The organism is Flavobacterium sedimenticola (assembly GCF_030053345.1).
GTDB lineage: Bacteria > Bacteroidota > Bacteroidia > Flavobacteriales > Flavobacteriaceae > Flavobacterium > Flavobacterium sedimenticola.
The window spans coordinates 44,877-59,578 of sequence record NZ_JASGBP010000011.1; the positions used below are offsets into that span (position 1 = coordinate 44,877).

At 38.5% G+C, this 14,702-nt stretch carries 11 protein-coding genes; all 11 read left to right on the top strand.

All coding sequences use genetic code 11. The features are described 5' to 3' along the window. The first annotated feature begins 78 nt into the window (after positions 1-78). Positions 79-696 (top strand): response regulator transcription factor, encoded by a 618-nt coding sequence (locus QHT84_RS13160; protein WP_283240036.1) that lies wholly within the window; start codon positions 79-81, stop codon positions 694-696. Between the two features lies 1 nt (position 697). Continuing rightward, the gene (locus QHT84_RS13165; protein ID WP_283240037.1) at positions 698-3,685 is read left to right on the top strand and encodes a ligand-binding sensor domain-containing protein; all 2,988 of its coding nucleotides are present in this window, start codon (positions 698-700) and stop codon (positions 3,683-3,685) included. A gap of 79 nt (positions 3,686-3,764) precedes the next feature. Then, the gene (locus tag QHT84_RS13170) at positions 3,765-7,436 is read left to right on the top strand and encodes a tail fiber domain-containing protein (protein WP_283240038.1); all 3,672 of its coding nucleotides are present in this window, start codon (positions 3,765-3,767) and stop codon (positions 7,434-7,436) included. Between the two features lie 60 nt (positions 7,437-7,496). Continuing rightward, on the top strand, positions 7,497-8,255 hold the full coding sequence (locus QHT84_RS13175) for a Rossmann-like and DUF2520 domain-containing protein (RefSeq protein WP_283240039.1): 759 nt from the start codon (positions 7,497-7,499) through the stop codon (positions 8,253-8,255). Continuing rightward, entirely contained in the window at positions 8,239-8,766 is a 528-nt protein-coding gene (locus tag QHT84_RS13180; protein WP_283240040.1) for a KdsC family phosphatase, read from the top strand. Before QHT84_RS13175 ends, QHT84_RS13180 begins: the two co-directional genes overlap by 17 nt. Before the next feature lie 44 nt (positions 8,767-8,810). Then, positions 8,811-9,746, top strand: coding sequence for a geranylgeranylglycerol-phosphate geranylgeranyltransferase (locus tag QHT84_RS13185; protein WP_283240041.1), 936 nt, complete (start codon positions 8,811-8,813; stop codon positions 9,744-9,746). After that, on the top strand, positions 9,739-10,317 hold the full coding sequence (locus tag QHT84_RS13190; protein WP_283240042.1) for a Maf-like protein: 579 nt from the start codon (positions 9,739-9,741) through the stop codon (positions 10,315-10,317). The genes QHT84_RS13185 and QHT84_RS13190 overlap by 8 nt, the downstream gene beginning before the upstream one ends. 2 nt (positions 10,318-10,319) lie before the next feature. Then, positions 10,320-10,850 carry a mechanosensitive ion channel domain-containing protein gene (locus QHT84_RS13195; protein WP_283240043.1) on the top strand — a complete coding sequence of 177 codons (531 nt, stop codon included), beginning with the start codon at positions 10,320-10,322 and terminating at the stop codon, positions 10,848-10,850. Between the two features lie 186 nt (positions 10,851-11,036). After that, positions 11,037-11,447, top strand: a complete 411-nt coding sequence (locus QHT84_RS13200) for a hypothetical protein (RefSeq protein ID WP_283240044.1) — start codon at positions 11,037-11,039, stop codon at positions 11,445-11,447. A gap of 208 nt (positions 11,448-11,655) precedes the next feature. Beyond that, positions 11,656-12,039: a hypothetical protein gene (locus QHT84_RS13205; RefSeq protein WP_283240045.1), complete on the top strand. Its 384-nt coding sequence runs from the start codon at positions 11,656-11,658 to the stop codon at positions 12,037-12,039. Between the two features lie 81 nt (positions 12,040-12,120). Then, a complete protein-coding gene (locus QHT84_RS13210; protein ID WP_283240046.1) occupies positions 12,121-14,622 on the top strand; it encodes a PIG-L family deacetylase in 2,502 nt (833 codons plus the stop codon). Positions 14,623-14,702 lie beyond the last annotated feature (80 nt).

Sequence of the window (14,702 nt, forward strand, 5' to 3'; positions counted from 1 at the left end):
CTTTAGCAAATAAATCCCCCATAAGTATCATTGCTTTATCAAAAAATGTAGCTTTACTTTGTTATTCAAACTTTTAGTATGATAACCATTTGTATTATAGAAGATATTGAAGAGATTCAAAAAGGATTGCAATCGATTATTGAAGGGGAACCCCGTTTTCAATTATTGAGTTGCTTTACTACGGCAGAAAGCGCTATTGTTCAACTGCCTCATCTTAAACCCGATATTGTCATTGCCGATATCAATTTACCGGGAAAAAGCGGTATCGATTGTGTGCAGGAAATCAAAAAGCTAAATGATAAAATGCAGTTCATCATGTTTACCATTTACGAAGACAACGATCAGGTTTTCGAAGCTTTAAAGGCAGGTGCTTCGGGTTACATTCTCAAGAATACGGCGCCCGATAAAATCATTGAATCGGTAGTTGAACTGTATGAAGGCGGAAGTCCGATGTCGCCCAAGATTGCACGCAAAGTATTGAATACTTTTTCGCAAACGAACACTTCGGTGGATGAATTGATTTCCAAGCGTGAAAAAGAAGTGTTAGAATTGTTGAGTAAAGGGTTCTTGTACAAAGAAATTGCAGACAAACTCAACATCTCTTTCAGTACAGTGAAAAGGCATTTAAATCATATTTATCAAAAGCTACAAGTACAAAATAAAACCGAAGCCATTAATAAAATGTTGGGGCGCTAAAATGTTAAGAAAAACTCTCTTCTCTGTATTGTTTCTATGTATTACAGTTGCACTAAAAGCGCAGTCTGAGGAGTTTGTTTTTAAAAATTACGACACTCGTAACGGACTATGCAATAACAATGTGACCGCTATAACGGAAGATCAAAAGGGCTTTATCTGGATTGGAACCAAAGAAGGTTTGAGTCGATTTGACGGTGCCGAATTTCAAAATATTTTTGACAGCGGAAATTACAGTTGTCTCCATGCGATAGGGAACAATCTTATTTTGCTTGTTAAGAACAATAGGTTGAATGTTTTGAATAGTGCTGCTAACCAGCTACTCCCTCTAAAAGATTTTGCCAATATTGAAATTGTTGACATTACAAAGCTAAGTGAGGATTTGTATGCCTTTAATGCCGTCAACCGTTTTATCTTAACCGATGGAAAACTAAAAAAAACAGCTGAAATTAAAATAGAAGGAAAAATTTACAATAATATTTTTGTCCGTAGGCTGTCTGAAAGCCAACTTTTGGTCGGTAATTGCTTCGATTACTATGAGTACGATTTAACCACTCATAAATTAAGACCGTTTCCATTAAACATGAGAAAGTATAAAGATGAAAACTTTGATTTGTTTGAATTAAAATACATAGATGAAAAGGAACGAAAAATTTACATCAACGATTATTTTACCGGACTGTATGTTTTTGATTTTCAAGGAAGATTATTGGTGCATTACAACAAAGGACTCCCCAACAAACACATTTCATCCACAAATATCATTGCCTATTTAAAAGATAAAGACGGAAGTATTTGGATAGGGACACATGCAGGAATCAATTTGTTTAAAAAAGGACAAAATAGGATAATCCGGCACCAAAAAGAAAATGATTTATCATTAAAAGCAAACATAATAACATCATTGTTTTTGGACAGAAACAGCAATGTATGGATTGGAACCAACCAAGGAATCAGTGTTTATAAAAACAAGCTTAACTCCAAAGTCAATAAAATTTCCTTTACCGGAAATCACGATTACTTTTTTAACACAATAGCGTTTGGAAACCATACCGTTTTCGTTGGGGATTATCTCAACCAAGTATTGTCTGTAAACCCTGAAAACAACAAAGCAATTCCCGTTAACTGCCGAACCAAGGTATGGGGATTGTATAATTTTGATGACAAGATTGTCATAACCGGTCATAATGCTGTGAAAGAGGTCGAAACCTATTTTCCGAACACCAACACGATTGAACAAACCCATTTTTTGAAGACGATTTACGCTAAGACGGATTTAGTGACTTTGGCCTACCAACACTCCAATGGCGATGTTTGGTACAGCGGTAATGCCGGTGGAGGTTTTGTTCGTAGAAAAGCCAATTCCAATGAAGTCATTACCTATTATAAAGATAAAAACGGGAAGCCTTTGTTTAAATCCTCCTATTATGCTTTGGCCGTTGAAGACTCCGATAAAAATTTATGGTTTGGTGTAAATCGTTCGGAGTTGCTTCTGCAGTGGAATTATAAAACCAATCGTTTTAAAGAGATTGATTTTAACCGCCAAAATGGAACCAACATGCCCATCTTTGGCGGAGTAACAGGCTTAGAGATTGCTGAAGATAATATCATTTGGGCATCTTTTGAAGGCGGCGGTATTATTAAATTTAACCCTAAAACCAACGCGGTAAAGCAATATTCTTTGGCCAACGGATTGAATACAAATATCATTAACGATATCGAGCTGGATCATCGTGGTCGGGTTTGGATGTTGAGCAACGAAGGCATTGGTTGTTTGGATCCCAAAACGGAACGCTTCTTTTTGATGGATATTTGGGATGGTTTTTTTGATAATCCGGTAAATTATAATGTTTTAAAGAGAAACCCTAAAACACAAACAATGTGGATTGGTGCCATCAACAATTTATATTACTTTAATCCTGATGAGATATTAAAAAGTAAAAAGAATAAAACAAACCTTTATCTCGATTATTTGATTGTAAATGACAGAAAGATAACAGATTTTTATTCAAAGCCGCTTCATTTTCAACCGGATGAAAACAATATGGAGTTTAAAATGGTGGCGGTCGATATTGAAAACGGGAAAAATCTCGAATACAGTTATAAACTAGACGGGCTCAACAAAAAATGGTACAATTTAAACGCAACCAGAACGGTACTTTTTCAAAGATTAGAAGCCGGAACCTATACATTTAATGCCAGGGTTCGCAGCAAAGGCAGTAAAGATTGGATTTATCTAGCAAATCCGTTACCTTTTACCATAGCAAACTATTGGTATGAAACCTGGTGGTTTTTTACTTTATTAACTGTAGGATTACTTTTTTTGATGTTCCGAATCGTTTCTTCTTATTTTGACAGAAAGTTAGAAAAACAACAAAATGAAATTGAAAAGCAAAAACTGATTGAAGAGGAACGCAAAAGAATTGCTAAAGATATGCATGATGATTTAGGAAGTGGTTTGACCAAAATTACATATTTGAGTCAAATGGCTCTACAGAAAGAAGACAATAAATCGCTGCTATCGGGGATAAAAAATACGTCTACTGAGTTGGTGGAAAGCATGAGTGAAATTATTTGGGCTATGAAAGAAGAGAACAACAGTTGGGAAGAATTACTCTCTTACATCAAGTTGTATGCTCAAGAATACTGTGAAAGTAATAATTTAAATGTAACTTTTACTTTCCCGGACGAGGAGATGAACTTTAAAATTATAGGGGAAACCAGAAGGCATATTTTCTTGTCTGTGAAAGAATGTTTGCATAACATTGTGAAACATGCCGAAGCTAAAAATGTGGCCATAAAAATCCAAAAGAACAACTACATAAATATTACCATTCAAGACGATGGTAAAGGCATAAACCCCGGTAATGAGAAAAGTCTAGGTGGCAATGGTTTAAAAAATATCCGGCAAAGAATGGAAAAGATAAATGCGCAATTCGAAATAAAGAATAATAATAATGGAACCTCAGTTTCCCTGAAGATTCCGTATTAAAATCCACCTAAAGGCTTATTGAACAGCACAAAAGGAAATAATACCTTCGTAAAGTATTACGGTACTTTACATGGTGGTTATGAAAAAGCTTTACTCACTTATTTTATATTTCGTTTGTTTTAATAGCCTATATTCTCAAGTTGGTATAGGAACAACAACCCCTAATGCTGTTTTAGACATCAAATCGAGTAATGCTGCTAACCCAAGCAATACGGATGGTCTTTTGATTCCCCGGGTGGATACTTTTCCATTAGTTACCCCAACTACAGCCCAACATGGGATGCTTATCTTTTTAACTACCGCTTATGGCTCTCTGGATTCAGGGTTTTACTATTGGGATGGTCCATCAAGTACTTGGAAAAGTGTAGGCGGTGACAAAGGCTGGGGATTAAACGGAAACTCCGGAACGAATGCAGCTTCAAACTTCATTGGAAGCACTGACAATAATGACATTAGGTTTAAAAGAAATAATGTCTTATCGGGGCAACTCGCCTTGTATAATACCTCTTTCGGAAATAGCAGTTTAAATCTTACTCTAACCGGACTTCAGAATGCCGCTTTTGGAAACCACTCCCTTCCGGCCATTACCACCGGTAATTTTAACACCGCCCTAGGCAGTAACTCCTTAACCAATAATACCACAGGAAGCGGCAATACTGCAGTTGGTTTCGGGTCTTTAAACAACAACAGTACTTCGAGTGATAATACCGCACTTGGGATATACTCTTTAAGCTCCAATTTAACCGGTGAAAATAATACTGCCATTGGGGCGGAATCATTATTCAGCAATGACAATGGGTCTTACAATACTTCAGTAGGAAAACAAAGCCTCAGAAACAATCTCTCCGGATCATTTAATACCGCCATAGGAAGCATGGCCTTACGAGATAATAGCAATAGTGAATACAATAGCGCGGTAGGCTTTTTTTCTATGATCTCTAATACTACCGGAAACAGAAATACTGCTCTGGGCGCACAATCACTAAACTCGAACACCTTGGGAAGTTTTAACACGATTGTAGGCTTTAATGCCGGTTATAATAATAGTACGGGTAATAACAATACTGCAGTGGGTAGTGAATCGTTAAATGCCAATATCAGCGGAATCGCCAATGTTGCCATCGGTAAAAGCGCACTTCTGTTAACCAACGGATCGGCCAATACTGCATTGGGCACATTAGCCTTGGGAAATTTAACCGTTGGAAATAGCAATACTGCTTTAGGATCGGACGCACTGACTAATTTGACCACAGGATATAACAATACGGCTATTGGCGCGGGTGCTCAAGTTCCCGTCAATACCGGTAATGACCAATTGTCAATAGCCAATTTTATCTACGGAAAAGATATGGGCACCATGACTTTCGGAAAAATTGGTATTGGTGAAATGTCACCCAATGCCAGGCTTCAGATTTCCCCTTCTCATCCGGATTTTCCCGATATCACGGATGGGATTATTATACCCAGAGTAAGCTCATTTCCTTCAGGCAATCCTACAGCGGCTCAAAACGGGATGATGCTTTTCTTAAATACTGCTGTGGGTTCTAATAATCCGGGGTTTTATTATTGGGATAATGCCTCCGGCAGTTGGAAGCCCGTTGGTGAAAAAGGTTGGGGATTAACCGGTAATTCCGGCACAAATACCGCAACCAATTTCATAGGAACTACAGATGATAACGATCTTATTTTTAAAAGAAATGCTGCCTTTTCAGGATTGATTGGTACACAGAATACCTCTTTCGGATTAAACGCTTCGTCGGCAAACATAAACGGACAACATATAACTGCCTTTGGGAATGGGGCTCTTCAAAATAACTTCAATGGATTTTACAATACCGCAATGGGTCACAATGCCCTGAAAACAAATGATTATGGAAATAGTAATGTTGGTGTAGGTTGGAATTCACTTTTTAATAACAGTTTTGGCAATAACAATGTTGGTATTGGAAACAATTCACTCTATGCTAATATTTCCGGAGACATTAATACGGCGTTGGGACAGGATTCCTTGTACAATAACATTGCGGGCACCGGTAATTTGGCTAATGGTTCTTTTGCACTCTATAACAATACATACGGTAGCTATAATACTGCATTAGGAGCGGAATGTTTACTCTCGAATGCAACGGGAAGTAACAATACGGGGGTCGGTTGTGGTGCTAATGTTAGTGCAAGCGGTCTTACCAATGCAACCGCCATTGGTTGGAGAGCCTATGTAGGACAAGACAATTCGTTAGTTTTAGGAAGCATCAATGGTGTCAATGGAGCAACTAGCAGTGTAAATGTTGGTATCGGTACGCCAACTCCGGCCTATCGATTAGATTTAGGAAACGGGACATTCGGATTTGGAAATAGTAATGTTAGAACAGAAACAAGAAACAATGCCGGTTTACAAGGAAATGCCGGCGCACAGTCGGGCTTTTTTGAAACAGCATCACCAACCAACTATCCTGCAGGAGCCGCCTCATGGTGGCATTTAATTGATGTCCGACACAGTAATTCGACAAACAACTATGCCATGCAAATCGCAGGTAGCTTCTTTGATCAGGATATTTGGTTCCGCAAGACTAACGGTTCTGCTTCGACAGCTTGGACAAAATTTCTAACCGCTAATTCAGGCTGGAGCACCACAGGGAATAGTGGTACTTCTTCTGCTAATTTTATTGGTACAACAGACAATGTGGACTTACTATTCAAACGATCTAATATCATTTCAGGCCGTATCGGAATCAACAATACTGCTTTCGGAACCTTTTCGCTACAAAATATCAGTTCAGGTATTCAAAATACCGCAACCGGAAGCTCAAGCCTTCAATCAAATTCCACCGGTTCCAGCAATACTGCTATCGGAATGAGTGCATTATTCAGCAATACTTCCGGAAATTATAATACTGCTAACGGTGTAAATTCATTGTATTATAACACCAATGGAACATCAAATAGTGCGTTTGGTTTGGCTTCTTTACAATCTAATACCAGCGGTAGTTATAACAGTTCTGTCGGTGTCTACGCCTTATTGAGCAATTCAACCGGGGTTGCCAATACAGCCATAGGATATGAATGTTTAAAAGCAAACGGAATAGGAAACTATAACACTGCTTCAGGAAATGGCGCTCTGATTTCAAACACCAGCGGAAGTTTTAACAGTGGTTTTGGCAATGGTACCATGTATAACAATTCAACCGGAAACTACAATGTAGCCGGTGGTTTCAGAGCAATTGAGTTTAATACTGCCGGGAGCTATAATACAGCCCTGGGAACAGATGCGCTTCGTTTTAGCACCGGAAGCAACAACATTGGGATTGGTTATAATGCTGCCGTTCCGACAGCGGCCGGAAACAATCAAGTGCGAATAGGAGATACCAATATAAGCTATGCCGGTGTACAAGTGGCTTGGTCTGTCACTTCAGACAGCCGATGGAAATCGGATATCAACCTTTCTGACTTAGGATTGGAATTTATCAAAAAGTTAAAACCTGTTTCTTATTTTCGTAAAAACGATACGTTTAAAAAGCTGGAGTATGGTTTTATTGCCCAAGAAGTAGAGGAAACATTAACATCATTAGGCGTAACCAACAGCGGAATTTTAACCAAAGACGATAACGGATTTTACAGTTTACGTTACAACGACTTCATTGCTCCGATGGCGAAAGCCATACAAGAACAACAAAAAACTATCGAAACACAGAATGCCAAAATTCAATCTCTTGAGGAACGGTTAAAAGCTTTGGAAGAAAAATTCAATAAATAGTTTAGCTTCCACTTTGTCGTTAGTTTGCGTCATTACTTCCTTTTTTACTACTTTTACCAAATGATTTCGATTAGTATCATTGGTTCCGGTAATGTGGCACAACACTTGATTTCAGCTTTGAGCAAAGCGGAAAACATCGAATTAAAACAAGCTTTTACCCGACAAAAGAATACCCTGACTCACCTACTCGATTCCGATAAAATTATTGACGATTATTCTGAATTGTTGCCGGTTGATGTCATCATCATAGCGGTTGCAGACAACGCCATATCAGAAGTTTCCCGGCAAATTCTGTTGAAAAATCAACTGATAGTACATACTTCAGGAAGTATATCTATTGATGATTTACAGTCGCATCGCAAAGGTGTTTTTTATCCGTTACAAACATTCTCCAAATCTAAAGCGGTCGATTTTAAAACCATTCCGATTTGTCTGGAAGCGCAAAATCAGGAGGATTACAAAACCATAGAAGCTGTTGCTCAGTCTATTTCGGACTGTATTTATAAGGTAGATTCCCAACAGCGCAAAGCCCTGCATGTGGCTGCCGTTTTCGTCTCCAATTTTGTGAACCATTTGTATCTAATGGGAAATGAAATTTGTAACGAAAATCAATTACCTTTTGATATTTTAAAACCGTTAATACAGGAAACTGCCATTAAAATATTGACTCTCTCACCACAAGATGCGCAAACCGGTCCGGCCCAACGCGGCGACACCGTAACAATTAATACGCATCTTGCGTTTTTAACGGACACCAACCAAAAAGAAATGTATAAATTGCTAACCAAATCTATCATCGACCATGGGAAAAAGCTATAAAGAAATACTCAACAACATAACTACGTTCATATTTGATGTAGATGGTGTTTTAACCGACAGCACGGTTCATATCACTCCTACCGGTGAAATGCTCCGCGTTATGAATATACGAGACGGATTCGCCATGAAAGCGGCCATTGAAAGCGGTTATAACATTTGTATCATTTCCGGCGGTAATAACGAAGGCGTTCGTGTCAGATTACGCAATTTGGGTATTACCGATATCCATTTGGCTTCGTCCGATAAAGTAGCTACGTTTAAAGAGTATACAGAGTTATATGCCATTAACCCCGAACAAGTATTGTATATGGGCGATGATATTCCGGATTTTCACGTAATGCAATTGGTTGGGTTGCCCGCCTGCCCGCAGGATGCCAGTCCGGAAATCAAAGCAATATCCAAATATATTTCACACAAAAAAGGCGGAAAAGGTGCTGTGCGTGAAATGATTGAACAGGTTATGAAGGTGCAAGGCAAATGGCATTTGTACTACAATGGCAAACACGATTAAGAGTTAAAGTTTTACTAAAAAAGTCAGTTTATAAACTCCTATCCATGAAATTTTTACAATTAATTCGATACCAAAACTTGTTACTCATTGCTTTGATGCAATTTGTTTTCCGATACGGATTTTTAAAGCATCAAGAATTACCATTAACGCTTTACGATTGGCAATACGGTTTGTTGGTCTTAGCCACCCTATTGATTGCGGCGGGTGGTTATGTGATTAACGATATTATGGATCAGGAAACCGACAGGACCAACAAGCCCGGAAAAGTGATTGTTGGCCAAAGCATCTCCGAAGCTACGGCCTATAATTGGTATTTCGGACTCAATATTGCCGGCATGTTGATAGGCTATTATTTGGCCGATTTTGTCAACAAAACCTCTTTTTTCGGCATTTTTATCATCAGTTCGGCCCTACTCTATTTATATGCTACCAGCTTAAAACAAATGGCTGTAGTGGGCAATGTAATAGTCGCCCTAATTTTGGCTTTCAGCGTTATCATCATCGGAATGTTCGATATTATTCCGTTATTTCCCTATGTGAGTTTGGAACAATCGGCCAACATGAAAGTTCTTTTGGCTATACTTTTAGATTATGCTATTTTTGCCTTTATCATTAATTTGATGCGGGAAATCGTAAAAGATGCCGAGGATATGGAAGGTGATGACAAAGAAGGCATGCGAACGCTGCCGGTGATTATCGGCATTACCAAAACCACCCGACTTGTGTTTGGTATCGGATTGTTGGCTACAGCCTTGTTGCTGTGGTATATTAATGATAATTTGATGAACAACCAACTCTACACGGCGGTTATCTACAGTTTAATAACCGTAATCGGGCCAATGGTTTTCTTCTTAATTAAAATTTGGAATGCTTCGACTAAAAATGATTTTCGTTTGTTGAGCGCCGTCTTAAAGTATATCATTTTATTCGGTATTTTGTCTGTCATCGTAATCACTTATAACATCAAGGCCAATGGTTAAGAATTTTGGGAGATATAAACTTATTTTAGCTTCGGGATCACCGAGAAGACAGCAATTTTTCAAAGATTTGGATATCGATTTTGAAGTGCGATTGAAAGATATTGAAGAAATTTATCCCGATCATTTACAGGGTGTTGAGATTACCAATTATTTGGCCGAATTAAAAGCCCGAGCTTTTGAAAGCGACATAGCCGAAAACGAGCTCATAATCACGAGCGATACCATTGTTTGGTTTGAAAACAAAGCTTTGGGCAAACCTAAAGATTACGATGAGGCATTCGATATGTTGCAATCCATGTCGGGCAAAACACACGAAGTCATTACTTCGGTCTGTTTTAAAAGAAAGCAGCAAACCGAAACCTTGTTTGATGTTACTCGCGTTACTTTTAATACGCTGTCAGAAGCATCCATTCATTATTATCTGAAAAATTATAAACCTTTTGATAAGGCCGGAGCTTACGGCATTCAGGAATGGATTGGCTTAATCGGAATTAACAAAATTGAAGGTTCGTATACTAATGTGGTGGGTTTGCCAACCGATAAAGTATTTCACTATTTAAGCCATTTGTAGTTATGAATATATTCGAACATTATTACAGAGAATGCATCGGGACCGGACTGGTTATTTTCCTGGTTATTTTTCTGCGAATAATTGTCACTAAAGCCGTCAGACGCTATGCCAAGTCGCATACCGGTATTGAGAAGCGTACCAATTTGGTGATTAAATATATTCATTTGCTGATTAATATTTTAGCGCTCATCTCACTCATCGTGATTTGGGGTGTCCAAAAAAACGATATTCTTTTTACACTTTCTTCTATTGCAACAGTCGTTGGTGTAGCCATGTTTGCTCAATGGTCTATTCTGAGTAATATTACTTCGGGAATTATCTTATTCTTCTCTTTTCCGTTTAAAATTGGGGATGTCATCAAGATTCACGACAAAGATTTCGCTGTCGAAGGAGAAATCATCGACATTAATGCCTTCCACGTCGATTTGATAACTAAAGAAGGTGAACACATCATTTATCCCAATAACCTTTTACTGCAAAAGGGAATCTCTATTGTCAGAGCCAAGTACGACGACAGGGAATTTACAGACTAAATTTTAATTCTGTAAATTTTAACAAAAATCTTATAACACATTCCGGAAAGTCCTATTGTAATTTTGAATTGATAGAAACCAAATTAGTGTAACGAAGTTTTAACTTGAATTGGCATCTTAATATGTCATCAGACAATTGAAATTCCAAGCATAAACCTCACCACATTAATTTTAAATGTAAATATTATGAAATCAAAGATGTTATTTTATGCCTTGATGACTACTTTATTTGTCACTACAACCGGTAAAGCACAAGTATCGGTAAATGTAAATATCGGAACGCCTCCTGTATGGGCACCTGCGGCACCGGTTGATGTACATTTTTATTATTTGCCTGACATTGAAGTATACTATGATGTTCCGGCCCGACGATACATCTATTTACATAACGGAAGATGGCATCGTTCAGCTGCTTTACCGGCCCGATACAGAGGATACGATTTGTATCGCGGAAGAACCATTTACCTCACTGATTACAGAGGAAATCGACCTTATGCCTACTTTAAACAACACAAAGTAAAGTACAAAGGCAACGGTCACTGGAATAAAGGACACGGTAAATCTAAAGGTAAAGGAAAAGGTCGAGGTAACGGCTAATGCTCCTAAAACGAATAAAAGGCGAAGCTTTATGCTTCGCCTTTTTTTGAAATATAAATTTGAATATCAGTTATTTATATCAAAAAAATCTTATTTTAAACTAAAAAAAGTGTGTTTCATCGGTAAAACTATCATTTCAAAGAAAAAAATTGTATAACTTTGAGCTGTAAACCGTAACTATTTTAGTTTACCCCAAAACCTACTAATCATGAAAACAATCAAACTTCTGCTTGTATGGGCTGTTGTTGCTGTTTCAAATCAAGCGTTTGCGCAAAACACAACGGCCAAAATCGAAACGCTTCCTAAAGATAAAAAAACCAATTGTTACATACGATACTATTATTACCCGAATCTGGAAGCTTATTTTGACAACCTAACCTTAGTGTACCATTACAAGGAAAAAGGAGAATGGAAAACGGCTCCCGAACTTCCCCCTAATTATGGAGGTTATTCGATGTATAACAAAGCGCATGTGATTATCAACGATTACGATGATGACAAGCCTTATGAATTATTGAAAATTCACAAAAAGTTATATCCTTACAATTCAAAAGGAAGATTTACAACACGTACTACGGCTTCCTCAGAGTAAATCATTTGTTAAAAACATTCTAAATAAAATCTTGCTTTTTATTTAATGTTTATATTTGAAGCTATTGCCAAAATCCATATAATGCAAAAGCTTTACACCTGTTTTATTGCCTTTTTAATACTGTTTTCTCAAGACTGTTGGGCGCAACAACCCGCCAAACCCAGTGCCGTAGAAATTTACCACCAAATTCAAAAATTAAACTTTTTAGGCTCTGTTTTATACATTGCGGCGCATCCCGATGACGAAAATACTCGATTGATTTCTTGGTTATCCAACGATAAAAAAGCCCGAACCGGTTATTTGTCGTTAACTCGTGGTGATGGCGGACAAAACTTAATAGGGCCCGAACTTCGGGAACTTTTAGGTGTGATCAGAACGCAAGAATTAATCGAAGCCCGAAAAATTGATGGCGGTGAGCAGTTTTTTACACGTGCCAACGATTTTGGCTTTTCCAAAAATCCGGATGAGACGTTAAAAATTTGGGACAAAGAACAAGTATTGAGCGATGTCGTTTGGGCTATTCGTAAATTCCAACCCGATATCATTATCAACCGCTTCGATCATCGATCGCCGGGAACCACACACGGACATCATACTTCCTCGGCCATGCTTAGTATAGAAGCTTTCGAAAAAGCTAACAATCCCTCTATTTATGCTAATCAATTGCAACTGGTGAGCACCTGGCAGCCCAAACGCCTGTTTTTTAATACCTCATGGTGGTTTTACGGCAGCAAAGAAAAATTTGAAGCCGCCGATAAAACCAATCTCATCAACCTGAAAATCGGTACGTATTACCCCTCGACCGGAAAATCGAATCAGGAAATAGCCGCTTTGAGCAGAAGTCGGCATCAATCACAAGGCTTCGGTTCTACCGGAACGCGCGGTGAAGAAGATGAATATTTAGAACTTTTAAAAGGTGATATGCCGGCAGCCAAAACCAATTTGTTTGAAGGCATCGATACAACTTGGAATCGCGTTAAAGGCGGCAAAGCTATTGGCGACCTATTGTATAATGTGGAAAAAAACTTCGATTTTAAAAATCCCGAAGCCAGTATCCCCGAGCTGGTAAAGGCTTTTGCTTTAATCGACGAATTGGAAGACAAACATTGGAGAGCCATAAAATCGGAGGAAATCAAAAAAATCATTGCTGCTTGTGCGGGCTTGTATTTGGAAGCCGTAGCCGAGGTTCAGGAAATTACACCGGGAAGTCCGTTAAAAGTAAAAATTGAGGCCATCAACCGCAGTACTGTGGCTATTAATTTAGAAGGTATCGGTGCTGTGCCGGTTTATGTAACCGAAAACCAGGAAACTGTAGCCTTGAAAAACAATATACCTTATACAACCACGAACACCTTGCAAATTCCGTCCGACTTTAATTATACCAACCCCTATTGGTTGAACCAAACCGGAACCACCGGTATGTATCAGGTGGACCAACAGGAAAACATTGGAGTTCCCGATGTACTTCGCCAAATTAAAGTGGGTTTTTGGATAGGCATTAACAATGTCACTATACCTTACGAACGCAATGTAGTGTACAAATACAACGATGATGTCAAAGGGGAAGTGTATCAGCCGCTTGACATTGTTCCGATTGCTACTTCTTCTATGGCGGAAAAAGTGTATATTTTTAATAACGATCGAAGTAAAACCATAACGGTAAAAGTAAAAGCCGGAAAAGACAATATCGCGGGTACGGTTAAATTAGAGTTGCCTCAAGATTGGCAAGTTTCACCAACTGAAATTCCTTTTAGTATTGATAAAAAAGGACAAGAAGTGTTAGCTGTTTTTAGTGTTTCGCCATCTAAAGAAGCTAGTGAAATTAATATCAAAAGCGTTGTAATGATTGAGAGCCAAACTTTTGACAAAGAGAAAATCGACATCAATTATCCTCATATTTATAAGCAAATGGTTCTCAAACCGGCAGAAGCCAAAGCCATTCGTTTGAAAATCAAAACTAAAAACGAAAAAATAGCTTATATCATGGGTGCCGGCGATGAAGTGCCGAAAAGTTTATCGCAAATGGGTTATGAGGTTACGGTCATGAAACCGGAAGACATTTCGGCCGAAAGTTTGCAAAGATTTGACGTGGTCATGACCGGAATTCGGGCCTATAACGTAGTTAATGCTTTAGCGTACAAACAAAAAACCTTACTCGATTTTGTGTATGGCGGCAAAACCATGATTGTGCAATACAACACGTTGGATGATTTGGTAACCAAAGACATGGCGCCGTACTCGCTCAAAATTTCCAGAGATCGCGTCACCGAAGAAGACGCCGAAGTACGCTTTTTGGCGCCCAATCATCCGCTTTTGAATTACCCCAATAAAATTACCGCGGCCGATTTTAAAGGTTGGAAACAAGAACAAGGATTGTACTATCCGAGCGAATGGGATGCCAACTTTACGCCTATCCTTTCGGCTAATGACAAAGGCGAAAAACCGAAAAACGGAGCCGTTTTAGTCGCCAAATACGGAAAAGGAAACTACATTTATACCGGTTTGAGTTTCTTCAGAGAATTACCGGAAGGCGTTCCCGGTGCTTTCAGATTAATGGCCAACATGTTAGCAATTGGAAAATAATATGGAAACAGAGAAAAAAGCAGTGTGGAAAAACAGCTACACTTGGGTGTTGGTTGCCAATGCCATTTACATCATCATCT